The following is a 22,742-nucleotide window of genomic DNA, read 5'->3' on the forward strand; positions in this document are numbered from 1 at the left end:
TTCGTTATTTTTTAAGTGAATAAATTCAGTTGTACAGGTCTGTTCTTGACCGTTCTTTCATATATCGGGCAGCGGTTTCTATAAAAGCATGAACCACTCTTAGCGGCTGAGAACCTTTCATCCCAAAGCCGCTTGTATTCATCTGTTCCCATTTCGGCTTCTGTGTTCAGAAACTGAACCAGCTTTATACAGAAGAAGCCCCGTTCTTCTTGCTTTTCATCGTGAAGAGGTATCAAGCCGTTTCCTTTCGGTCTCATGGTCTTTATCTGTGTTGAAGTGAATGAACTCAGAACACGAAACAGCTAATTCAGCCGTTCCTCCTGTGTGTCTTTTATCGCTTTTCATGTATTCAGACCGTTTTGAACAGCCTCTTTCTTTCATGCAATAGCCGCACGCTCGTTGATTTAATCTTGCCATAATTTCGGATTCTGTTTTTCGTGGATAATTCTTTGAACTCTCTCTATTTCGTCATCAATGACCCGTTCAAGTCTCTTGCTTTCTGTCAGGGCTGAACTTGTCTTTGTTTTGAAGTATTCTTGCTGCTTTTCTCTCATTCGGACAACAGCGTCAAAAAATTCTTTCGGCTTCATGTCAATACCGGAATTTAGTGAAGTGAATAATTGCAAGTTCTTTATGAACTCTACCATCATCATCTAACTTTTGCTTACATATATCCCTGTCAAACCATTCAATAAAATCAATAGGATTTAAACCATCATTGCGAGCAATATCATCAATGTTTATTCCTTTGTCGTTATCCAATGTAACATCACAGCAATAATGGCATTTGTTGTCATCATCATACCACTCAGTTCTATAAAGTACCACTTTCTGAATATCAACACCGTGTTTCACAGTCAGTCTTGTTATTTCAATTTGTGGGCTTCTGTATGGTTTTCCCGACCATTGTCTGACAGAGAGAACTGCCTTGCCTTGTTGAACCTCTGTGATGCGTTTCAGCCATAGTGGATAGTTTGCCCGTATGGTGTGTATTTTCAAGCCTGAGAAACATTCGCTCGTACACATGGCATGGTTACGTTCTTGCATTTTGAACAGGTCTGTCCGCTTAGGAAAGCTGCTCTGAATTTTGTCGGTTCTCCCGCTCGCTTGTGCCATGTCGGGAAAACCTGTGAGAGTGTGATTACATACGTTTTCATATCTATTTTCTGTTAAATGGTTAAAACGGGCATTCTTCATCGGAGGGCTGAAAGTCATCCCAATTGAATTGAGAGGCTTCAAAGGCTTCCTGTTCACGCCGTTTGATTTCTTCCTGTAAATGGTTGCTGTTATCCCAAACGGGTTCTGTGCCGTTGACAAAGGGGCTGTAACGCCCGTTGTTCAGGTTATATTTGAACAGAGCCATTCCGCACTCTCCGAGGTGTCTGAACTTCACTTTCTTCACGTAGATTTCAACCGTGTTTTCAAGTCGGTTTCTGTGAACGACAATACCGAAATCAGCCTTGTTGTAGAAGTTAGCCGAGCCGCTGATGTCATAAAGTGTCGGTATCTCAGGCTCGCCGTCTTTGTTCTTCTGCATCTTTGTTGGGTGCGCCATAAGGATAACCAACACATCGTGCTGCTGTGCGAAGTTTGTCAGTTTGTCAAGCAGCCTTGATATGTATTTAGTCTCGTTCTTGCCCTCGCTTTCATCTTCAAGCCTGTTATATGGGTCAATAACGAGAACTTTAATCCCCTTGCGTCTGACAAGGAATTTCGCCCTTTCGAGAATAGCGTCAACCCTGAAATCGCTTTTCGGGGATATGAAGAAGAAATTTGTTTCAAGGTGTTGTTTCACTTGTTTGTACTCCCCGTAGGTCAAGTGTTCTTTGTCAAACTGTTTGCCCGTGAACTTCTCAATCAGTTTTGAGGCGTGATATTCCAGCGGGGCGTTCTCCGGGCTGAAATAAGCGAAACGCCAGCCGTAGCGGATATTCAATCGTTCTGCAATTTCGTCAATAAATTCAGACTTACCCGAACTCGGAACGCCCGTGATGATACACAGACGCTTTGTTTCAAAAGAGCACAATCGGTCGAAGTTGTCATGCCCGATTGTCACCCCTTTCTGCAAGCCATGCTCAAACAGAGCGTCAAGGGATTGTTCAAAGTCTGACAGCGTGAAAACGCCCTCAATCTTTATCTCGGGAGCGTCAGCGATACATTTCAGAAGACTTTCACGCCCGTACTTCTGCAGGTGTTCGTTAGCGTCCTTGCATCCGTCCCCGTATTCAATTATCCGGCAACGTTCAGCCCCGAAACGCCTTATCAGTTCTTCTTTCAGAACAACGCCTTTCGTGTCCGTGTCGGATGCGATGTATATTGTCTCTTTGTCATCAAAGTATTCTTCGAGATAATCATCAAGGTAGTCAAGGTTTGAGTTAGCCCCGTTCGGAACGCTCACAACATCTGTCCGTCCGCATTCAAAGAATGACAGAGCGTCCATTTCGCCCTCTGTGATGATACATTCTTTCGTACCTTTGATGTTGTCAATCCCGTATGGGAGAAGTTCTGCGCCTGAACAGAGTTTGAAACATTTGTCTCCCGTTCTGAATTTCGTGTTGACAAGTTCCCCGTTATGGTAGTAGTTGAACTGAACCGTATTCGCTTTGCCTTTCTTCTGTGGCATCCATTCAAGCCCCTCGGTTACTTTCATCGCCGTCAGGGTCTTTTCGCTGATACCCCGTCCCTTGAACCATTCAAGGGCTTTCCCTGAGATTGAAGAACAGTCCTGACGTGGGGCGGGTTTCTTGTAAACGGGTTTCTCGCGGCGTATGGGGGCGGCGTTGCGCCACGGGCGGTCTTCTTTTTCCCAAGGCTCTTTTTCCGCTGCACAGCCCGAGAAGCCGCAGTAATGACAATTGAACTCGCCTGTTTCAAGGTTGATAGAAAGACTTTTGTCACGTTTGTCGTGACGCTGGTCATGGCACTGTGGGCAGAAAACCTTTCTGTTCCCTGAACGCCCGTATGGGGCTTTTATCCCGTATTTTTCCCAATTTATGCTCATAATAAAATCCAAGTGTTTGATGATGAATCCCAAGCGTGTCTGTCAGACGGACGTGGCGGGGCTGTAGGAGGTATTATTGCCTTGCCTGAACCGTATGTCCTTCGCCCTGAGTTGTCATAGAACTCGCCGACACCAAGTTGAACCTTTGTGACTTTTGAACCGTTCTGAACGCCGCTGCCTTTATCGTTGTCGTAGTTGCCCTCTTGAACCTTTATCCAGTTTGAACCGTTCTCAAAAATCCAATCGAATGTCGCCGTCCACGCCCTTTTGTTGGATTGCCGCCCGGTCAGGAAGTCGGAAGCCTGAACACGCTTGAAGATGTCTTCTGCGGTCTGTATCCAAGTCTCACGGCTTTTGCCCCATTCGTCACAACGGCATTTTATTTTTGTTCGCCTGTTGTCATTGAGTTTTTGAACTTTCGGCAGAGAAACACAGATTGAGTTCCACAAGGCGCATATATCCTGATAAGGATATTTTTCTTTGCTCTCCTTTTCTTTACTTTCCTCTCCTTTAGGGGTTTCTTGCGCAGAAAACCGTTCTTCATCCTGTGTTTTCTCGGAAGAAACTTTCTGTTCAGGCTGTTTCTTGTCTTCAAAACAGGGTTTTGACGGGAGGTTGGTGTTACGGGTTCTGTAAACATCTGAAAGGTTTCTGACAAAATTCGCAATCCATAAAACATGATGTTCGTTCCATAGCTCAATGTCAATTTTGTTTAGATTTATCAAGACGTTGATAATGTCTTTCGCCTTTTCCTCTGTGACACGTGTTTTGGCAAGAAGATACTCCCAATTTGAAGCGTTTGAACAATCATAAAAATGCCCCTCACTTTCCCCGAGAATTTCAAGGAGTTTGAACCAAAACGCATATCCGTCATTCCCGAACTTGTTTTCAAGGATGAAAATCGTGCGCCCGCCCTTGACGAAGTGCGGGAAATAATCAACGGTTTGTTTTTTCGGTCTTGCCATAGCCTGATGGATTTATAGGGTTGTAAGAATTGATTTGCGGAGTTTCTCGTTCCTTGCGTTCCATTCAAAGGAGCGTATCATCCATTGACGGTAATCAAGGGGAATGTCCGCTATTCTGTTCCCCTTATATTTGCCGAAAGGCATGATTTCAATCGGGGCTTCTGCCCGAGCGTCTATCGCCCGTGTGTCTTCACGGGTGTAATGACCGATGTCCGAAATGGGTATGCCTGACAGAAGCCGCCCGCCCGTTCCGAACATTCGCCACATTTTACCCTGCTCAAACGTGATGTCTTCAACACGCCCGAAACGTTCAACATTGCCGCCGAGGTCAACAATCAAAGCGTCCGTTTTCTCAGGGTCAATACGTGTCGCACGTCCGATAATCTGATAATACAAGGCGATAGAAGCCGTAGAAACGCCTAAAATGATGCAGTCGATACCTGTATAGTCAAAGCCGGTCGAAAGCACTCTCACGTTGAAAATAACCCGTATTTCGCCCGCCCTGAAACGTGTGATGACCTGAGAACGTTTCGTCCTATCCATTTCCCCGTAAATCACGGCTGAGTTTGGGTATTTCTTTGAAAGCGTTATAGCGTCCTCAACAGAGGGAACGAAGACAAGAATATGGCTGCGGTCTGAATGTCTGTCAAGGGCTTGAACAATCTGTTCAGACCCTCCGTTTGCGTCATACGCCCGCTGAACGCTTTCTTCCGTGTATTCAGATTTTGAACTGTTGAAGACAAGAAGACTGCTGTCGAATCCCGTTGTCTCATATTGAAGCGGAGACCAAAAGCCGAGACGAACCATTTCAGCCACCTGCCCGACATGAATGATTTCTTTGAAGAAGTTGCCTTTTTTTGAACGGGAGGTCAGCATGACAAGTTTTGAGAAGTTCTGCCCGTCCTTATCCCGGTTCGTTTGCAGCTTCACGGGGGTAGCCGTGATTCCGAGAACGTGGGTTATACCGCTTTCTTTCAGGAAACGCCCGAGCATACTGTCAGCCTCACGTGGATAAAGGTGCGCTTCATCAATCAACATTTTTGTAAACCCGAGAGACTTGAATTTAGCCCCGAGGCTCTTTATTGAGCCTATCGTGGCGTAAGTTATATGGGCGATGTCCTTTCGCCCGAAACTCGCGCTGTAAATGCCCGCATTCAAGGCGAAATCCCCGCATAGCGAGCAATACTTCAAATAGTTTTGTTCGAGCAACTCTTTCGAGGGTTGAAGAACAATCATTTTATCGTTGCTGTTCTTTGCGACAAAAGCCGTCAGTATTGATTTTCCCCAAGCGGTCGGGAGAACAATCAAACTCGGCTTCGGTTTCTTTTCCGTGAAGAACTGAATAGCCTTGTTTATCGGCTCTGTTTGGTTTTCTCTGAGTGTTATCATATTTGAGAGAATAAAACTCCGTATTTAGGGCTAACCACGCATAACAGCAAGCGTTTGAAAACCTTTCGGATGTTCAACCCATGTACGGAGTTTATATCGTTGTTTAACTGTCTTTTCATTTCGGCTATTGCAAAGATAAGTGATTACATTGTACTCACTTCAAATCACGAAGATTTTTTTTAAGGCTCTCAGAAAGTTCAGGCTTTGAAAGCGGCTGTTTCGCTTTCAGTTTCTTCACAAGGATATTTGCGAGGCGAACCTTGTTATAAGTCCGGGTGTCCTTTTCTTCAACCTGAACCCCGTCTTTCCATGCTTCGATATAGCTGATTATATTTTCCATTTGCTTATTTGAAATGATATACATAACCGTCTGACCTTTCTTTGTTGATTGAACCTTATTTTAACAGGAAGCGGCGTGCCCCCTGAACCTCCCTTGAGAACTCGGAAACCATTTCAGGGTGTGCGGCTTTGAAAGCCTTGTCGTCAAACTTCATTGACGGCTTGGGGGCTTTCCATGTGGCGAGCGTCTGACCTCCGTAGCTGATAGCCTCTGCGTCTCCGAAGCCGAGTTTAATGCGTTCTTCCAACTCTGTCTTGATTTCATCAAGTTTATCCATCTCTTTCTTGACTTCTTTCAACTTTTGATAGTCTGAGAAAATAGCGTCATTCACTTCAACGATTTTCCCGTCCGTGTGACGGTTGAATTTCAGCAGAATGTCTTGAACCGATGTCGCTTCGGGTTCTTTCTTCCCTTGAATGTTGTCACGCCAAAACTTTTCAACTTCTTCAACTATCCATGCGTAGAAGTCAGGAACAAAAGACAGGTCTTTATAGCCAAACTCACGTCCTGAACAGAGCCAAGCCAAACTGCCCTCTTTCAATTCTGCAACCCCGAGTTGATATTGAACCTGACAGAACCAATGCTTCGGCAGATCGTCAGAGGAAATTTTCATTTGGGTGGTCTTGCATTCCAAAACACCTTTGTTTGAAGCGTTCTTCTTTTCTCCTGCGAGCCAATATGTACGGTCAGGGCTGACCTGAAGATAGGGGCGTTCATTGTTTCTTATCAGCCAGTCTCCGGCTGATGACTTGATTATTTCACGTCCCGTATCGTCATGCCAAAATTGCGCAACAGCGTCTTCAAGATAATGACCCGCTTTCATAGCAAAGGTCTCTGTTTTAGGTTCATCAAGACCAACCTTGCGTCTCCAAAGCTGATAAGGGGTTTCCCACGGGTTCAACCCGAGAATGGTTGCAACCTCACTGCTCCCGATACCTGACTTTCTGTGTTCAAGCCATTCGTTACGGTCTTTCGGTCTGATAATCGTGTAGCTCATTTTCTTTCCTCCCGTTCTTTTGCGTTTAATACTGATTTCATTAAAGAATCAAGCATACTTAGAGAAGCAGCTCTCTTTAACAACTCACGTCCTTGGGGTTGTCTTATAAACCCGACTAAAGCGTGAACGACTTCTTCTTCATTTCCCATGATAGACCCGGTTTGACGTGAGATTTCCCCGTTTTCGTCAGGCTCAGAGGCGATGATAATTAAGGCGTGTCTCTTATCATACTTTTCTATGAACTTCTGCATTTCTTCTGAAAATGCGTCAACCTGTGACATAAATTCGCTGTTATTTTTAGTTTCCATAAACTGTTGATATTTGAATGTTAAACATTTGTTGTTACTCACTTGCGGATAAGACAGAAGTCTGCCCAGATGTTGATGAACTGTTTCCCGCAGTAAACGGCGAGCGTGTCGCTCTTTAAGCAAAGGCGAGAACCGATAGCCGCAAACGCATCCGAGGGGGCGTTATACGAATCCGCAAAAGCGAGACCCGCATGACCTGTTTGATATTCGCCTGTTGACATTAAGCGGCGGTCTGTTTTTTCGTCTTCATCCATGTCATTGATTTCTTTCTGAGTATAGAGCCAAAACCAAGGATAATAACGCCATTCGTCCTCTGTGAATTGAGGCTCCCAGCCCTCGTTCAAGGCGGCGCAGATGATACGGAGTTTGAGGTATGCAAGTATGTCCGTATCGTTTTTATTGTTTTCGTGGATGTTGTTTGTATAACCGTTATATGACCTTACAAATGGGTGTTCTTCCCCAAGTTCACGGCAAGCGTCTTCAAAGGTCTTTACACGCTCCATGATGTCTTTGGGTTTGAATGTATCTTCCCCGAAAACCTTGTGCATTTCGTTCTGAACCTGTTCTTTTGAAATTGCCGGGTAATTGGTTAATACCTGATAAAGTTCCCGCAAATCGTCTCTTTTGACTTCAATTACTTCTTTCATAATGTTTTACTTTTTAGATGTTGATGTTTTCTTTGACTTTTCTTCTTTGATTTCACCCGTTTCAGGGTCAACGTTGGCGGGTATTTCTCCCGTTGCTTGTGCGATAGCCGCTGCCGCCTTGTCAGCCGCCGAAGCGGTCTTTTTATTGGCTTCTTCTTGTGCTTTGGCTTCAAGTTGTGGTTTGACAAAGGTTTCCTGAACGGTTGTCGTTCCCTCTTTGATTGCGTTCCAAGTGGCTCTCAGTTCAAACAGACGTTCTTTGTCTATGTCTGCGATAGTCTTGATACCGAGATATTGGCAAATCATGGCTTCCGTCACACCCGCTTTTGCGAAGTTTGCCAAACAGTTCTTGCGTGATGTCTCAACGTCAATCGCCTGACCGAGCGCAACCTTTTTAACTTCATTGATGACACGTTTTGTAACGGCTTTCGGTATGACCGCCAAGACTGCATTTCTGAAAGCGATTGAAGAGGCAGCGTTGCCTGTCACAACCTGCATATCGTCACTGTATGTTTTGCCCGTTTTCGTTGTTATCCGGCGGTCAACGGTCTTGCATACGGCGTAGTTTGTTTCAAGGTCATGGCAGACAGCCTGAGCCGTGATTTTACGCCCGTCATTCCCGATTATACGGGTCTGAACTCTCAGGTTTCCCCAAGCCCCTGCGATAATTTCTGCCATACGGATTGAAAGCCCTTCAATGGTGTTGTCATTACCGTTTGCGTCCTTTCTTCTGAGAACATAGAAGCAGTCTTCTGCCGTTTCCCTATCCATTGTGGCATAGGTGGCGATTTTGTTCAAGACTGTATTCAGGTCACGGGGATATTGCTTCGCCGTGGCAATCTGAATGTCAATTTCTGACCGGGTAATTCCCGCAAGCATTTCAGCTTGTTTGATTTCAATAATGTCATTTTCCATAATGATGAAATTTGATTGTTAATAAAATGATTGATTTAAATTTTATGGGTTGCTAAATATGTTGTAGCCTGACTTTGAATTTCTTCTTCTGTCGGTATGCGCCGTTCAAGCATCCATTCTTCCAATTCAGACTTCTTGAAATATAGTTTGCGGTTTTTCTTGAAGTATGGTATTTGTCGGTTGCTTGTCAGGCGGTAAAGGTGTCCTTTGCTCAATCCCGTGAACAGAATCGTTTCTTCAAAGTCAAGAACCGTTTTTGAACTGATAAGCGTCAACCGTGAAAGGTTGTCTATCTTTTCATTGAGTTGTTCCAAAGTGATTTCCATATTCAATCCTCCTGTATGTTTATTTCCGGTAAAAGACCCTTTTTTGAGAGCCATTTCCCGCATAGAATACAACCTGAAAAACTTGTTATCGCAAGGGCTTTAATCAGAAAGAAATCGCCCAATGTCATACATACATCGGGGGCTTCTTCTCCTGCGAGAACCATGAATGAAACCATTCCCCAAAGACCGAGAACGGTCATCAGCCCCCATTGAATAATTTTCTTTTTCATAATGACCTACAGTTTTCGATGTCAAACATTATCGCTTTCAATCCCGTTCTTACGATGTCTTGATATTTAATCAAGAGTTTTTGAAGACGGGCGTTTTCCGTGTTTATGGTCTTGTTAGCCGTTTCAAGGGCTTTGATATACTGTGCGTCAGACTGTCCGTTCCGGGAGACCGTTACCTCCGTGACGTGCGGTTCGGGGAAAAGCCATTCAAAAAGTTCTGTTTCTTTGACTGTAACGGTGCTCACAGTCTTTGTCGTTCTTTTTGTTGTCACAGTCTTTGTCTTTTCTGCCGCCGCTTTGGTCTCGTTTTTTCTCTTTTCAGCTTTGCGCTCCCAATATCTTTCCATGTACTTTTTATTGTACTCGGTCTTGATTTTTTGTGCCTCTTTACTTAGTGCCATTTATACCCCCTTTCTGCGCTTCCAATTTCTTCTCCACACGGCGGCGAATCAAGTAAATAGTTCCTGCGCTGTGTATGTTATATTTCTTCATCAGGTGTTCTGTTACGAGCGTTTTACTCTGTCCCTCAACGGCAATCAGGGCGTTATACTCGTTGTAAATAGCCAAGTCACGGGTTTCCCGTTCTGTTTGGCAAGGTGTCTTAAAAATCATTGTTTCCATATCGTCATTTGTTTGAAATTGCTTTTCTGTATGTCACGTCTTCCATACCATTTGATAGGGATAAAATGCGCATGAGTTCTTCAAGGTCTATTTCCTTGTCGCTTGCCTTGTCATCATCGTTAGGGGTACAGTCAAAGATGTTATGTTTGTTGACGAAAGCGTGGAGAATGTCTTTCATCAGGCGTTTTTTCTCTTTGTTAAACTGAGACTTGAAGAACGCAACCATGTCGGATATTTCGGCATATTCCAAGTCTGTCAGGTCTATGTAGATTGTCTTCTTTGAAGCACTGCAAGTTGACCCATTAAATGCTTCGCTCTTGCTACCAAGAACCGATAGGAAGACTTGAATGATAATCGTGCGTTCTTCTTTGTTCCTATACTTGAATGTCCTGCGTGAAATATTGTTTTCGCAGATGTCTTCAAGCGTCATACCGTATTTTCTCAGATGTTCTTCAAGAAGACGGCGGGCGTTCTCTGCCTCCCCACCGCATCCCCGTTCTGCGAGAGCGAGAAGTTTTTTGAGTTTGTCAGTAATTCTTTCCATATCAAAAATTTACTTATCAGTTTATTCCGATTTTATTTATTATTTCGTATATTTGTCCGCATACAAAATTGTATGACGGTGCAAATATAAACAAAGTAATTATTTTGAAAGAATAAATCGAAATTAAATTTATAATTTAACAATAATTATATTTACTAATGGAACATCTTAGACGATTGAAAAAAGTTATAAATTGGCTTATTTTCAAGGAAATAGCGGAAAATGAAAGGGCTTTGGCTGAAACTATGGGATATACAAAGTCTTCTTTCTCTCAGATTGTTACGGGTAAAGTACCTCTTTCCGAGAAGTTTATGAAGCGAATTTGTTCCCTTGATGAAAATATAAACTTTGTTTGGCTTCAATCAGGCGAGGGAGAAATGTTCCTTTCTAATAATCTGAACAGTGAAGACGGCGGGGTGGCTGTTCCTAAAGATGCTTGGGAAATAATCAAGCAGCAAGCGGAAAGCCTTTCAGTCCGTGACAAGCAAATAGATGAATTAATGGAAATGCTGAAAGAACAGATTCAGGAAAACAAAAAAATCAATGCCCGCCGGGAAGGGAATGCAAGCTCTGCCGTTGCCGTATAGCGGTTGTCGGGAAAAGTGTTTTCAAAATACCTAAATATGGATATGAATAGAAGACTTCAAGATATTATAAAGTATAAGACTGGCGGGAGACAGACCGCCTTTGCAGCCCTTTTGAATTGGTCGCCGCAATATCTGTCTAAACTTCTGAAAGGTGTTGATTTCGGCTTGCAACCCGTGGTCTCAATTATTGAGGCTTTGCCCGAGATAAACGCCCGTTGGTTCTTGACGGGGCAGGGGGAAATGCTGAGTGATGAGAAACAAGCGGACTTGCGCCGTGAAGCCCTTGAACACGTTTTTCAGGTCATGGAACTTGAACGTTTCATTCCCGTTATGACACCCGATGAACTCCGCATGTTTGAACGTCAAGTAAGAGAGGGGGAGAAAGCCGATTTCAGTCCCGACACGCTTCAATCATGGAGGGAACGCCTTAATATCCGGGAGAGAGAAATTAACACCAAATTTGCAACCGCAGCCGCTAAATCAGATGAATTATGCAGACAGAAGACAGCCAAAAGGTAGTACGCCGTTTTTTTGAGGCTCTTTACCGCCTGAAAGATGACGGGAAGATAAGAGGAAAACAGACTTTTACACGTGAGTTTGATATAAATCGTTGGAATTTGAACAAACTTGAAAAGAACTTGGCAAGTGACATTTTTCAACCCGCTTGGTTGACTTATATAGTGAAAGAATACAAGGTTTCCGCACGCTGGCTTCTGACAGGCGAGGGGGATTTCTATGAAACGAGGACGGGGGCAAAGCCGTGAAGCTGCCCCCGTCTCTTATTCCTTGTTGTCATCATCCCCGAAAATATCGGGTATCATCGCAACCGCCTCCTGCTTTTTCTTATCAAGGATTTTCGCGTAAATCTGTGTTGTTGAAAGTTCCTTGTGCCCGAGAAGTTTCTGAACCGTGTAGATTTCTGCGCCGAGGTCAAGCATGAGGACAGCGAATGTGTGCCGCCCTGAATGGAACGTGATGTCTTTTGTTATTCCCGCCCTATTTGCCCACATCCTTAACTCAGCTATCATATAGGCACTGTATTTGAAACCGACAAAAACCCGGTCATCAGGTTCACGGCGAACCCCCATGTATTGAACCGCTTGTTTATTGATGTCAAGGTATTCTTGCCCGCCCGTCTTCTTCTGTTTGAAGATTATCCGGGTAAAGTCTCCTTGCTGCTGAACTTCACGCCAACGGAGTTTCTCAATGTCTGATTTGCGAAGACCTGTCAGGCATGAGAACATGAACGCATTTTTCAAGGCTGGGTATTTGCAATGGGCAGCAGCCATCGCTTTGACTTCTTCCAATGTCAGATAACTTCTTTCCGTTTCAGCTTGTTTGAAACCCTCAATGCCACGAAGTGGGTTATGCGGTATTATCCTGTCTTCAAATGCTTGGTTGATGCAGGCACGAAGTTTGTTGAAGTAACTGACCTTGCTGTTTTGTGAAAGCGGCTTTGTCACTTCTTCCGTTGTGATAATCTTCCGTTTGTCTCTGCAACGGGCGTTCTTGTCAAGGTGTTCACGAAAACCGATTATCCATTCAGGTGTTATGTCCTTGAATGTGGTGTTAGGCTTGCAATACCGTTCAAGGTGTTTGAGGCAGCTATACCAATTACCCCAGTTTCCCCGGCTCTCGGGGTTGCCATGACGTTTCTCACACATAGCCCGGTAATAGTCAAGAAAGTTCGTTTCAAGTTTGTAGGCGGCGTTAAAACCGTATTCTCCGTTTTGAAGTTCAACAACCCGCTTGGCTTTTATCGCCTCGGCGAGTTGAAGCGTCTGACGATTCTTCTCCTTATCCTTTCTGTTCGTTTCAGGGATAAGATAGAGTTTCAAGTATTCATAAGACCTTTTCCCGTTCAGGTAGATGTCGAGGTATAACGTGATATTCCCCGAAGCGGTCTTTCTTTGTCTGAGCCTTATCGGTTCTTTCGATTTTCCCATAATTTTTGTTGCTTTTGTTGCTGTTTTCGATACGAGCAACAAAATAACAACAAAAAAATAATAAAACAGGTATAATCAGAGAAAAATTTCATATCGGTTTATATGGTATGTAAAACATTGATTGATTAACTATTATCTATCATTGATTACACCCGTTTTGTATGCCTTTTGCTTTCCGTTTTACTTACTTTACTTTCCGATGCAAAAGTGCTGAAATATATTCTGTAATACCATATCATTTGTCACTTCTCCCGCAATATCGCTCAAGTGGAAAATACATTCCCGAATATCTTGTGATATGAAATCACCGGAAATATTATTAGTCAGACCCTCTTGCACTCGATGGATAGCTTCTAATGCATTGTTTAATGCCTCATAATGGCGTACATTAGTAACTATAACATCATTTTGCGTAATTGTAGGAAGATGGGCAGATGTTATCAGCATTCGTTGAAGTTCTTCGATATGTTCTCTTTTTTTTGCGGATAGGGTGATTGACTGTACATTATCAGGAAAATTGTCAGGAATACTATTCTGTATATTATCCACTAAATCGGCTTTGTTATAAACAAGGATAAGCTGCTTTCTTTCACAACGGGGAAGGAGTTGACCGGCCAACTGTGTTATTTGAGCTTGGGCATTCGTAGCATCAATCATCCAAAGGACAATTTCTGCTTGATCCAACTTTTGGAAAGTGCGTTCGATACCGAGGCTTTCAATTGTATCGCTAGTTTCACGAATACCTGCTGTGTCGATGAATCTGAAAGTAATGCCACCTATATTGACAGTATCTTCTATTATATCCCGTGTAGTGCCATGAATATCGCTAACAATAGCTTTGTCTTCATTAAGTAAGACATTGAGCAATGTAGACTTTCCTGCATTCGTTTCACCGATAATGGCTACAGGAACGCCGTTTTTGATGGCGTTACCTACGTTGAATGAATTAACCAAACGAGCTATGACTTTCTCTATGTTGTTCGCTAGTTGGCAAAGTTCGGAGCGGTCGGCAAATTCCAGTTCCTCGTGATCGCTGAAATCCAATTCCAATTCGATGAGTGAGGTGAAATGGAGTAATTGGTCACGTAAGGTAGCAAGTTCCTTACTGAAACCGCCCCGCATTTGGCTCATGGCAAGACGGTGGGTCGCTGCAGACGATGAGGCAATCAGATCGGCAACTGCTTCTGCTTGACTCAGGTCCATTTTCCCATTTAGAAATGCACGCTGGGTATATTCGCCTGGGGCAGCCATGCGACAACCATTCTTGATGAGTAGTTGTAATACTTTCTGAAGAATATAGGCAGAACCGTGGCAAGTGATTTCCGTACTGTTCTCACCAGTATAGGAGTGAGGAGCACGAAACAGACTAACGAGTACTTCATCTATAACTTCAGAGCCGTCATAAATCCGTCCAAAAGTAAGTGTGTAAGGCTTGCTGTCCCCTAACTCTCTATTAGTAGCGGCAGGAGTAAAAATACAAGATGTGATTTCGATAGCTTCCGGTCCGGAAACGCGAATACATCCAATAGCCCCGCCCTGGGCGGTAGCTATGGCGCAGATAGTATCTTGGTTCATTATTTACAGCTTGTTTTATGACGCAAAGATAGTGCTTTCTCCTGATTTTATATCCGATAAGATATTTAAATACGTTCGAGTACTTTAAGAATAAGATGGTCAATTGTATTTTTATATCCGGTGTTGGCTTCTTTAATTAATCGGTTGGCAATTACCATGCAGACAGTCATGGCTTTATGCCCCATCAAACGACTGAGGCCGGCCAGTGCGGAACTTTCCATTTCGAAATTGGTAATCTTATAACCGTTGTATTCGAATTGCTCGATTTTTTCGTTCTGATGCGGGTCTGCCAGGGGAACACGCAGTTCACGTCCTTGCGGACCGAAGAAACCGCCGGCGGCGATGGTGACGCCTCGTACCATATCATCTCCCGCTATACGGTCTATCAATTCGGCATTGACATCAATTACGTAAGGGGCGGGAGCACACATGTTTCCCGACCATCCCATGTGGTTGAGGAAAGCGCGTTCAAAGGGCAGGTCGCAAACTGCATTACGTCCGGCATAGAAGTTCAGCAAGCCGTCGAAACCAATGGATTTGGCAGAACATATAAAAGTTCCTACGGGCGTGTAAGGTTGCAAACCGCCACACGTACCGATACGGACCAGTTCCAATTGACGCAGTTGGGGCTTTTCCTCTCTCGTCTGGAAGTCGATGTTAGCGAGTGCGTCCAATTCGTTCATAACAATATCAATGTTATCGCAACCGATACCAGTGGAAACAACGGTGATTCGTTTACCTTTATAAGTACCTGTAATTGTCTTGAATTCGCGGCTCTCCACTTCACATTCTTTATTCTCGAAATGTGAAGCAACCAATGCTACCCGGCCGGGGTCACCTACGAGGATTACTTTATCTGCCAGCCATTCAGGCTTTACGTGTAAATGGAACACGGAACCGTCTTCGTTAATAATAAGTTCTGAAGATGCAAAATACTTTTTCATGTTACGAGGTATTATAAGTTCGTTTATATAGGTAACTTTACCGGTTTATTTGCTTAATGGCTGGTTGGATGTACCGGTTACCGGTTTGGCAATGTTCTCGCGCATCGAAGTGTCGGCCTCGATGTTTTTCATCCGGTAATAATCCATGATGCCCAGATTGCCGCTGCGGAAAGCTTCTGCCATAGCCTTAGGTACTTCAGCTTCGGCTTCGATAACTTTAGCGCGTGCTTCCTGTGCTTTGGCTTTCATTTCCTGCTCGCTGGCAACGGCCATGGCACGGCGCTCTTCGGCTTTTGCTTGAGCGATATTTTTGTCCGCATTTGCTTGGTCTATCTGTAAAGCTGCACCGATGTTCTTGCCTATGTCGATGTCGGCAATATCAATAGACAGGATCTCAAAAGCCGTACCGGCATCCAATCCTTTGCGAAGCACTAATTTGGAAATGGAGTCGGGATTTTCCAAAACCGATTTATGGTTTTCGGAAGAACCGATAGACGATACGATACCTTCACCTACACGGGCAAGGATTGTATCTTCTCCAGCACCACCTACCAACTGACGGATATTGGCACGTACGGTTACACGGGCTTTGGCAATCAACTGGATACCGTCTTTTGCCACGGCTGTGACGGGCGGGGTATCAATCACCTTTGGGTTTACTGACATTTGGACTGCCTCAAACACATCGCGTCCGGCAAGGTCAATGGCGGTGGCCATTTGAAAAGGCAATTCGATGTTGGCTTTCGAAGCGGATACCAAAGCATGCACTACTTTCTCAACGTGTCCGCCCGCCAGATAGTGTGCCTCCAGTTCATCGCGGGTGATGTTGCTCAAGCCGGCTTTATGTGCTTCAATCAGGCCAGGCACAATAATATAGGGCGGCACGTTACGAATACGCATCAGAAACAGTTGAACCAGTGATATGTTGACTCCTGAGACTTTGGCAGACAGCCATAGGAAAAACGGTACATAGTGGAAAAATAGTACCAGGAAAATGATACCGCCTATGATAGTGAAGGCAGTGAGATACATTGTGCTTGGATCCATGATTTTAGTTATTAATGATTACTTATTTAATGATTTGCAATTTACGGTTTGTTTTTCTCCACAAGTATCACTCCGTCTGTAATGCGGTTTACTATAATGGGAGTTTTCTCATTCAGAAAGCCGTCTGTGGATTTTACTTCTACGATATCACCATTTATTTCGGCATACCCGATGAGGGCAAGACGGGTAGTGGTAATGCCGGTATCGCCAATTTTTACTTTCTCTTCGGCACTACGGTCTACTTTTGAAGTGATGTTTTTCTTCAAAGCTATCTTATCCAGGGTTTTGGAATGCATGAACCACACTAATGAACCAACGCAGGTGATGACGGATATGGCAAGTGTGATGAATCCGGCTGTTGCTCCTAAATTGGCAAAAGCGTAGTAGTTGGCATAAATGATGCAACCACCTGCCAAAAATCCGGCAATGCTGATGCCTGGTATGATGAATAGCTCTACGAGGAACAGTATAACTGCTGCAACGACTAAAATTGCGATGATGAATATGTCCATAACTGTTCTATTTAATGGTTTGCTTTTCTAATTTCCGCACTTGGATAGCAGTACGGTCTACTTCGTTTGCCAACTGTAGCACTCGTTTTTCCAAATCGAGTATAGCTGGAGCCATTTTGCTTCTTTCGTTCTGGTTGGCACGCGAATATTGGGTGCGCATATTTTCCAGTTTATTTTGTTGCTGGTTATAGCTTTCTTTCAGTTGGAGATAGTTCCTGAATTGCGCTTTTGCTTGCGGAGAGCGGAAATCGGCAGCATAATGATAGATATTCCTGTCATCAATTACAAACTCAAATTCGTGTCGTTTCTTTATTTCCGTTTTTTCCTGCATCGTTTCCTGCAGGCGTTTCCTTGCATCGGCTACCAGGCTTTCATTCGTCCAGGTATCTCTGATGGAATGGAGTTGGGCAAGCTTTATCAGTTTGTTTTTATCCATGCTTTCATAGTTGTATACTTGTTTGGATGAGGCAGGAATGAATACATATACACATACTTTGCCTTCCGGCTGATAACGATCTGATGCAAACCAGCCGAGGTTGTTGAATTCGTCTATAACGTACATATAATCATTATAAGGCGAATTGAAAGGCATGCCTACATTTTCCGGGGTCAGATAAGTGTCTGTGTTTGTATTGTAGCGTGTTACGAAAATATCGTATCCACCCATTGATGCAGGACCGTCTGCTGCATAATAGATAGTGATGCCATCAGCCAATACGTATGGATAACTGGCATTCATGGACTCGTTGATACTGCCGGGGAGCATATTGCCTTTGCCCCATTCGTTCATCATTTTATTGCGCGATAAGATGTTGAGCGTACTGTCTTTCTGTAACTCGCTATAATAGATTTTATTCCCTAACTCCGTTTCATATACAGTGCCGCCTTTGCTATTGGAATTTTCAAAGTAGGTATCGTACATGAACAATTTCCCGGATTCAGGACTGATTTTGTACGCTTCGAGAAAATCTTTCTTGTCTACGACAAAACTGTCGATGAAGCACACTTCTTCTACGCCTTTCAGCAGACGGAGGTTGGCTTTGCTCTTTTCCAGAAGTTTTTTGGCTTCAGCGGTCGAACGTCTTCTTTTTGTCAGTTCTGCAATATAGTCTTCGTAAGTGCCGACGGCATCTTCAAATCGGTAAACGGCATTATAAGCCTGTGCCAAATAGAGTTGTCCGCTGGTGACCCGGCGTTTTACGGCTGTTTCCAGATACTTTATAGCTTCTTCCGCTTCTCCCGTATTCAGACAACATACGCCATACCACAAATTATAATTCCCGTTATTAGGTTGTGATTTTACAAATTTCTTAAAAACGGGCTTTGCCTGTTCGTATTGTCCTTTTTCATAGAGTATTTTTGCTTGGGCAAGGGTTTGTGCTGAAGCATGTATTCCAAAGAAGCCAAACAAGAAAAGCAGTATATATTTATTCTTCATACTAAAAAATCTTTTTTAATGAGTTCAAAAATACGAATTAATCCGGAATAAAGCTCTTTTCCGTAATTCTATTATGTTAATTCTTCTTTAAATGATTCTTTTCAGTTACTTTTGCAGCCAATTTTCAACTGATTTTTATGGCACTATTTACAGAGGAAGAGAAGACATTACGGCGTATAGAGAAACGCTTTGCCAAAGGAGTGGTGGAGTACGGACTGATAGAAGAGGGCGATAAAATCCTTATCGGACTTTCCGGCGGCAAGGACTCTTTGGCGTTGGTGGAACTGTTGGCGCGCCGTTCCCGGATTCTGAAGCCACGGTTTTCGGTGGTTGCTGCCCATGTGGTAATGAGAAACATCCCTTATCAGAGCGATACGGATTACCTCAGAAGCTATGCGGAGTCGCAGGGAGTGCCTTTCGTGCTGTACGAAACGGAGTTCGATGCGAGTACGGATACCCGCAAGTCTCCTTGTTTCCTGTGTTCGTGGAACCGGCGCAAGGCTTTGTTCACTGTGGCAAAGGAACAGGGGTGTAACAAAATAGCCTTGGGGCATCACATGGATGATATTCTGGAAACGCTGCTGATGAATATTACGTATCAGGGGGCGTTCGGTTCGATGCCACCGCGGCTGGTAATGAAGAAGTTCGACATGACGATTATTCGCCCGATGTGTCTTGTGCACGAATCAGATTTGGCGGAATTGGCGGCGATAAGAAACTATCGGAAGCAGGTGAAGAATTGTCCTTACGAGTCGCAGTCGAGCCGGAGCGTGATGAAAGGTATCCTGCATCGTCTGGAAGAGATGAATCCCGAAGCCCGGTACAGTTTGTGGGGGAGCATGAGCAATGTGCAGGAAGAGTTGCTGCCCCGGAAGAATGAAGGCGGGATAAGCTGCTGACAAGTAATTTCTAATCACTAATCATTATATGAAAGCTTTTTACACCATTTTACTTTTAATTGTATCCAATGTCTTCATGACATTCGCTTGGTATGGGCATTTGAAAATGAAGCAAGAATTTAGCTGGTTTGCTTCTTTGCCTCTTATCGGAGTTATTATATTTAGTTGGGCAATCGCTTTTTTTGAGAATAATGCAATAAAAAGTCCCCTGTTATTAAATAGTTATAAATAATTGATAATAAATAAAATAGCTTATGAAATCATTTTATACAATAGGATTGTTAATTATTTCTAATATATTTATGACCTTTGCCTGGTACGGTCATTTGAAGTTGAAACAAGAATCTTCTTGGTTTGCTTCTTTACCCTTAATAGGAGTGGTAACTTTCAGTTGGTCAATTGCTTTTTTTGAATATCTTTTTCAAATTCCAGCTAATCGTATTGGATTTATAGATAATGGTGGTCCTTTTTCTTTAATGCAGTTAAAGATAATTCAAGAAGTGATAACCCTTATTATCTTTACGGTATTTACTACTGTACTATTTAAAGGAGAATCATTACATTGGAATCATATTGCAGCATTCGTATGTTTGATATTGGCTGTGTATTTTGTATTTATGAAATAGTTGTAAGATAATTCTTTATTCTGTTTTTATATTGCGATACTTATTGAATGTAACTTAACTACCACTTCTGGAAATAAAAAATCCAACTAGCAGAAATGCTAATTGGATTTTCCAGTTCTAGGTTATATCTTCTCACTTAAACCATATTTTCGCGTTTTTCTTTATCTCCACCTTTGTGAATTTTTCCAGTTCCTTCACAAGTGCTTTCACTTCATCTGCTGTTGGTTCTGGTAACTCTACTTTTCTGTTGGTATTCCGTCCTATATTGACTTGCTTCGGATTACATCGCCTTATGTACTTTACCATTTTATCCAAATCAAACTGCATCAACGGTTCTGCCGTAACATAGGTATCTATACCCGAATCCGCAATCTTTTTCATTGCCCGTACCCTTTCCTCTATCTCTGGTGAATTGCACATCACATCTGGATAAGACCTATTAGTTTCTATGGTCGTACAAACCACTGAATGGTGCAATACAGGGTGAGTTATAAAATCCAATATTCTGGAAGGATTCTTACTCTGAAACAGATATTTGTTGGCAGACTTATCGCAATAGTCCAAAACGATTTTTATCCAGTGGCTTGGTATGTCTTTTGCCCACATATCAATACTGCTTCCTACAAAAATAAAGTTCGAGCATTCAAGATAGCTGGTTAATTCAGCCGCATCCAGTCTGGGAGCCTTCAAATGGGTACACATCTTTTTCATATAACAATAGGTGCAACCATGAAAACATTTACCCTTAATAGGATTCCATGTGTGTGTCACGAACTCATACATATTGCCTTTACTCTCTTTAATCATAATATATATCATTTAATAGTTATTACTCTTGTTAGGGAGCCAGCAGGTAATACCCACTGGCTTTTTTCTCAAAGGACTATCTTTCAAATCCATTCCATAATTCAGTCAATTTCAGATTGATAAGATTTTCCTTTGTATCTCCGCCTGTTTTACCCTTAGCTTTTTTGATATAGTCTGCATCCTCTTTGCTGATACTTCTGAGGAAACGTTCCATTTTGTCAGTGAAATCGGGTTTTCTCTTATCGCCAGTAGTGTTATACTTGGATATTATCCAGTCAATTAAATATCTACTTTTTATGTTTTTCTCTGTGAAATGTTCTTTTGCCGCTTCTATTAATCTTTGCCCTCTTTCCAAACCTACGGTATTCTCTAACTGTGGGAGAATAATATTGTCCATAGCGCAATTCATAACCTTTTTATCAATATTTGCAGTAAAGGTCAGCCACTTCGATGCTACGGACAAATTATATCCTTCATTTACTAAATCATTTATAGCATCCAACAAAGGCAGTTCTTTTTGCAGATTGTTCATCTTCGCTCCTTTCACAAAGTCTCCACCTTTCCATGGATTAGTGGCAATATTGATTTCTGATAACATCTTAGCTATTGTGACTTCCACATTCAAAGCATACATTATATAAAACTCACCTGCGTAGTTCTCATTTTTATTTAAAAGCTCACAGTGTGCCTCATAGCGATGATTACCTTCCAGCAGCACCAAATAATTCACAGCTTCTTCCTTTCCTACAACATTGCCTGTGACAAAATCAACGACTTCCATTCCCTGATTGATAGCATCAGTAGCATCTACCACTATAGCAGGTATTAACTGTCCGTATTGTTCCAGTGACTTCATCTTAGCCTTCACAATCTTTTCATTCAAATCACGATTACCACTTAAACGTGCAATCTTCTTTCCTTCATTTACTAACGAAGTTAATGTAACAATTTCAAATCTTTTCATACAATTTTGCCGCTGCCCTGCGGACTTATTTGGGTATCTGGCTCACCGATTTATTTTATACTGCAAAGATTACCCTTTAATCGGAGAGCTAACAGGAACAAAAAAACGCACAAATACTGTTCCCCTACAAGAAACATCTATCAATCAATGTTTTCCATGTCGTAGAATCAGAAAACCAGACAAGAAAAAATCCTGTTTATCTGTTTATGGACTTCTAATAAAAACAGACAAACAGGATTGTTCCTAATGTGGAAAGTTATTCCTTAAAGATAGAATGAGTTCAGCTTCTTTATCTCTGTATCCTTATATCTCTTTAAGATAGCCTTTAGATATTCATCGCTTTCCCTCACGCTCTCATTGCTTATGATGCCAGTAAGGTACAGGGAATGGGAGATAACCATTTTCTCCTTATCCGAAAGGTTTGCCCCTTTCTTCCTTTTATCTTTCAAATGCTCCTGATGGTTAAAGGCGGAAATTATCATCTTAGAAAAATAGTAAGCCAATACGGAAACGGAATCAGAACTTTGACGGGTTAAATCCACGAAGTGCCCGTTGGATAAATCTGTCAAATCGTTATTTTCCAATCCGTCGTCACAGAATTTGGCAATACAGGCTATGGCATTATTGTTATCAATCACGATATTTTTCCTGCCTATCTTCAAAGTTAGGCTTATTGGCTCATTGAAAATAGCCCCAAGCATGCCACTGCCTGCATAATTGCTATAGATTACGTCTACAAAGTCTCTTATGTGCTCAACAGGAAATTTGTTTATTTCAATCCCTTTCATGCAAATCCCCCAACTATAGTCATAGCAAAAGAGCAACAGATACCAGAACTTCCCACTATCCAAATCCAATGCTTGCAGATAGCCTTGCAGTTCTTTATCCTGCATATATTCCTCTACTGTGAATTTATGCCGTAATTTACGTGTATTATACCTTCCTTTAAAAATATCCGGAGCTTGCGAAACTGCCATGTAGGATTCACCTGTATCTTCATTATAGTCAAAGTCTGGTGCATACTCTTGCGCCACTGGATAGATATAATCAAGAAGGCTATATTCTTCCTCGTTATATTGAAATGAGAAATTTTCTATTGGCTTTACCATTGCTT

30 protein-coding genes and 1 pseudogene are annotated in these 22,742 nt (G+C 42.7%); 6 read left to right on the plus strand and 25 right to left on the minus strand.

What is annotated here, in order from left to right; translation table 11 throughout:
* Positions 1-11: 11 nt before the first annotated feature.
* The 16 genes from AB5903_RS07570 to AB5903_RS07645 all read right to left on the minus strand — a co-directional run bounded on the left by AB5903_RS07570 (position 12) and on the right by AB5903_RS07645 (position 10,283).
* Complete coding sequence (locus AB5903_RS07570; protein WP_217291436.1) at positions 12-257, minus strand: hypothetical protein; 246 nt, start codon at positions 255-257, stop codon at positions 12-14.
* Positions 258-404: 147 nt separating this feature from the next.
* Positions 405-590, minus strand: a complete 186-nt coding sequence (locus AB5903_RS07575; protein WP_027199989.1) for a hypothetical protein — start codon at positions 588-590, stop codon at positions 405-407.
* A 1-nt stretch (position 591) separates the two neighbouring features.
* On the minus strand, positions 592-1,197 hold the full coding sequence (locus AB5903_RS07580) for a hypothetical protein (protein WP_368117739.1): 606 nt from the start codon (positions 1,195-1,197) through the stop codon (positions 592-594).
* Positions 1,178-3,001, minus strand: a complete 1,824-nt coding sequence (locus tag AB5903_RS07585) for a bifunctional DNA primase/helicase (protein ID WP_120177922.1) — start codon at positions 2,999-3,001, stop codon at positions 1,178-1,180. Before AB5903_RS07585 ends, AB5903_RS07580 begins: the two co-directional genes overlap by 20 nt.
* Positions 2,998-3,966, minus strand: coding sequence for a DUF4373 domain-containing protein (locus tag AB5903_RS07590; protein WP_270520538.1), 969 nt, complete (start codon positions 3,964-3,966; stop codon positions 2,998-3,000). The genes AB5903_RS07585 and AB5903_RS07590 overlap by 4 nt, the downstream gene beginning before the upstream one ends.
* A 12-nt stretch (positions 3,967-3,978) precedes the next feature.
* Entirely contained in the window at positions 3,979-5,355 is a 1,377-nt protein-coding gene (locus AB5903_RS07595) for a DUF3820 family protein (RefSeq protein ID WP_368117740.1), read from the minus strand.
* Between the two features lie 154 nt (positions 5,356-5,509).
* Positions 5,510-5,695, minus strand: a complete 186-nt coding sequence (locus tag AB5903_RS07600) for a hypothetical protein (protein WP_157232645.1) — start codon at positions 5,693-5,695, stop codon at positions 5,510-5,512.
* A 55-nt stretch (positions 5,696-5,750) separates the two neighbouring features.
* Complete coding sequence (locus tag AB5903_RS07605) at positions 5,751-6,692, minus strand: YqaJ viral recombinase family protein (RefSeq protein ID WP_007565082.1); 942 nt, start codon at positions 6,690-6,692, stop codon at positions 5,751-5,753.
* Positions 6,689-7,000: a hypothetical protein gene (locus AB5903_RS07610; RefSeq protein ID WP_368117741.1), complete on the minus strand. Its 312-nt coding sequence runs from the start codon at positions 6,998-7,000 to the stop codon at positions 6,689-6,691. Before AB5903_RS07610 ends, AB5903_RS07605 begins: the two co-directional genes overlap by 4 nt.
* A gap of 38 nt (positions 7,001-7,038) precedes the next feature.
* Positions 7,039-7,647: a hypothetical protein gene (locus AB5903_RS07615; protein WP_368117742.1), complete on the minus strand. Its 609-nt coding sequence runs from the start codon at positions 7,645-7,647 to the stop codon at positions 7,039-7,041.
* Positions 7,648-7,653: 6 nt separating this feature from the next.
* Positions 7,654-8,562, minus strand: a complete 909-nt coding sequence (locus AB5903_RS07620; RefSeq protein WP_027199984.1) for a hypothetical protein — start codon at positions 8,560-8,562, stop codon at positions 7,654-7,656.
* A 35-nt stretch (positions 8,563-8,597) separates the two neighbouring features.
* Positions 8,598-8,888, minus strand: a complete 291-nt coding sequence (locus AB5903_RS07625) for a helix-turn-helix domain-containing protein (protein ID WP_007565090.1) — start codon at positions 8,886-8,888, stop codon at positions 8,598-8,600.
* A 2-nt stretch (positions 8,889-8,890) separates the two neighbouring features.
* Positions 8,891-9,118, minus strand: a complete 228-nt coding sequence (locus tag AB5903_RS07630) for a hypothetical protein (protein ID WP_120177915.1) — start codon at positions 9,116-9,118, stop codon at positions 8,891-8,893.
* Positions 9,115-9,519, minus strand: coding sequence for a hypothetical protein (locus tag AB5903_RS07635; protein WP_007565093.1), 405 nt, complete (start codon positions 9,517-9,519; stop codon positions 9,115-9,117). Before AB5903_RS07635 ends, AB5903_RS07630 begins: the two co-directional genes overlap by 4 nt.
* Positions 9,506-9,739, minus strand: a complete 234-nt coding sequence (locus AB5903_RS07640; protein WP_007565095.1) for a hypothetical protein — start codon at positions 9,737-9,739, stop codon at positions 9,506-9,508. Before AB5903_RS07640 ends, AB5903_RS07635 begins: the two co-directional genes overlap by 14 nt.
* Before the next feature lie 4 nt (positions 9,740-9,743).
* A complete protein-coding gene (locus AB5903_RS07645) occupies positions 9,744-10,283 on the minus strand; it encodes a DUF2786 domain-containing protein (RefSeq protein ID WP_368117743.1) in 540 nt (179 codons plus the stop codon).
* A 158-nt stretch (positions 10,284-10,441) separates the two neighbouring features.
* Between AB5903_RS07645 and AB5903_RS07650 the strand changes: the two genes are divergently transcribed.
* From AB5903_RS07650 to AB5903_RS07660, 3 genes are read left to right on the plus strand one after another with little or no spacing between them, the layout of a single operon-like run.
* Positions 10,442-10,870, plus strand: a complete 429-nt coding sequence (locus AB5903_RS07650) for a helix-turn-helix domain containing protein (protein ID WP_217291427.1) — start codon at positions 10,442-10,444, stop codon at positions 10,868-10,870.
* A 42-nt stretch (positions 10,871-10,912) separates the two neighbouring features.
* Entirely contained in the window at positions 10,913-11,389 is a 477-nt protein-coding gene (locus AB5903_RS07655; protein WP_254305297.1) for a hypothetical protein, read from the plus strand.
* A complete protein-coding gene (locus AB5903_RS07660) occupies positions 11,362-11,634 on the plus strand; it encodes a hypothetical protein (protein WP_007565103.1) in 273 nt (90 codons plus the stop codon). Before AB5903_RS07655 ends, AB5903_RS07660 begins: the two co-directional genes overlap by 28 nt.
* A 15-nt stretch (positions 11,635-11,649) precedes the next feature.
* Here the strand turns inward: AB5903_RS07660 and AB5903_RS07665 are convergent, their stop codons facing one another.
* The 6 genes from AB5903_RS07665 to AB5903_RS07690 all read right to left on the minus strand — a co-directional run bounded on the left by AB5903_RS07665 (position 11,650) and on the right by AB5903_RS07690 (position 18,332).
* Entirely contained in the window at positions 11,650-12,816 is a 1,167-nt protein-coding gene (locus tag AB5903_RS07665) for a site-specific integrase (RefSeq protein WP_134978506.1), read from the minus strand.
* 189 nt (positions 12,817-13,005) lie between these two features.
* The gene (mnmE, locus tag AB5903_RS07670; protein ID WP_005652111.1) at positions 13,006-14,391 is read right to left on the minus strand and encodes a tRNA uridine-5-carboxymethylaminomethyl(34) synthesis GTPase MnmE; all 1,386 of its coding nucleotides are present in this window, start codon (positions 14,389-14,391) and stop codon (positions 13,006-13,008) included.
* A 65-nt stretch (positions 14,392-14,456) separates the two neighbouring features.
* On the minus strand, positions 14,457-15,335 hold the full coding sequence (locus tag AB5903_RS07675) for a nucleoside phosphorylase (protein WP_195658692.1): 879 nt from the start codon (positions 15,333-15,335) through the stop codon (positions 14,457-14,459).
* A gap of 45 nt (positions 15,336-15,380) precedes the next feature.
* Positions 15,381-16,382, minus strand: a complete 1,002-nt coding sequence (gene floA, locus AB5903_RS07680) for a flotillin-like protein FloA (RefSeq protein WP_005652108.1) — start codon at positions 16,380-16,382, stop codon at positions 15,381-15,383.
* Between the two features lie 41 nt (positions 16,383-16,423).
* Positions 16,424-16,894: an NfeD family protein gene (locus AB5903_RS07685; protein ID WP_117904345.1), complete on the minus strand. Its 471-nt coding sequence runs from the start codon at positions 16,892-16,894 to the stop codon at positions 16,424-16,426.
* Between the two features lie 7 nt (positions 16,895-16,901).
* A complete protein-coding gene (locus tag AB5903_RS07690; RefSeq protein ID WP_117955853.1) occupies positions 16,902-18,332 on the minus strand; it encodes a M48 family metallopeptidase in 1,431 nt (476 codons plus the stop codon).
* Positions 18,333-18,469: 137 nt separating this feature from the next.
* Here AB5903_RS07690 and AB5903_RS07695 point away from each other — a divergent pair, with 137 nt between their 5' ends.
* From AB5903_RS07695 to AB5903_RS07705, 3 genes and pseudogenes are all read left to right on the plus strand, one after another.
* Positions 18,470-19,231: an ATP-binding protein gene (locus AB5903_RS07695; RefSeq protein WP_118207315.1), complete on the plus strand. Its 762-nt coding sequence runs from the start codon at positions 18,470-18,472 to the stop codon at positions 19,229-19,231.
* A 28-nt stretch (positions 19,232-19,259) separates the two neighbouring features.
* Positions 19,260-19,418, plus strand: a pseudogene (locus AB5903_RS07700) (DMT family protein); the annotation flags it as partial.
* A 67-nt stretch (positions 19,419-19,485) separates the two neighbouring features.
* Positions 19,486-19,857: a DMT family protein gene (locus AB5903_RS07705; protein WP_016662458.1), complete on the plus strand. Its 372-nt coding sequence runs from the start codon at positions 19,486-19,488 to the stop codon at positions 19,855-19,857.
* Between the two features lie 132 nt (positions 19,858-19,989).
* Here AB5903_RS07705 and AB5903_RS07710 read toward each other — a convergent pair whose 3' ends face one another.
* The 3 genes from AB5903_RS07710 to AB5903_RS07720 form a co-directional block, all read right to left on the minus strand.
* Entirely contained in the window at positions 19,990-20,664 is a 675-nt protein-coding gene (locus AB5903_RS07710; protein ID WP_195658693.1) for a hypothetical protein, read from the minus strand.
* Positions 20,665-20,740: 76 nt separating this feature from the next.
* Positions 20,741-21,628: a hypothetical protein gene (locus AB5903_RS07715; protein ID WP_195658694.1), complete on the minus strand. Its 888-nt coding sequence runs from the start codon at positions 21,626-21,628 to the stop codon at positions 20,741-20,743.
* 263 nt (positions 21,629-21,891) lie between these two features.
* A complete protein-coding gene (locus AB5903_RS07720) occupies positions 21,892-22,737 on the minus strand; it encodes a hypothetical protein (protein ID WP_195658695.1) in 846 nt (281 codons plus the stop codon).
* Positions 22,738-22,742: the final 5 nt, after the last annotated feature.

The organism is Bacteroides sp. 2201st1_D9_2201SCRN_220225 (assembly GCF_040928965.1).
Lineage (GTDB): Bacteria > Bacteroidota > Bacteroidia > Bacteroidales > Bacteroidaceae > Bacteroides > Bacteroides stercoris.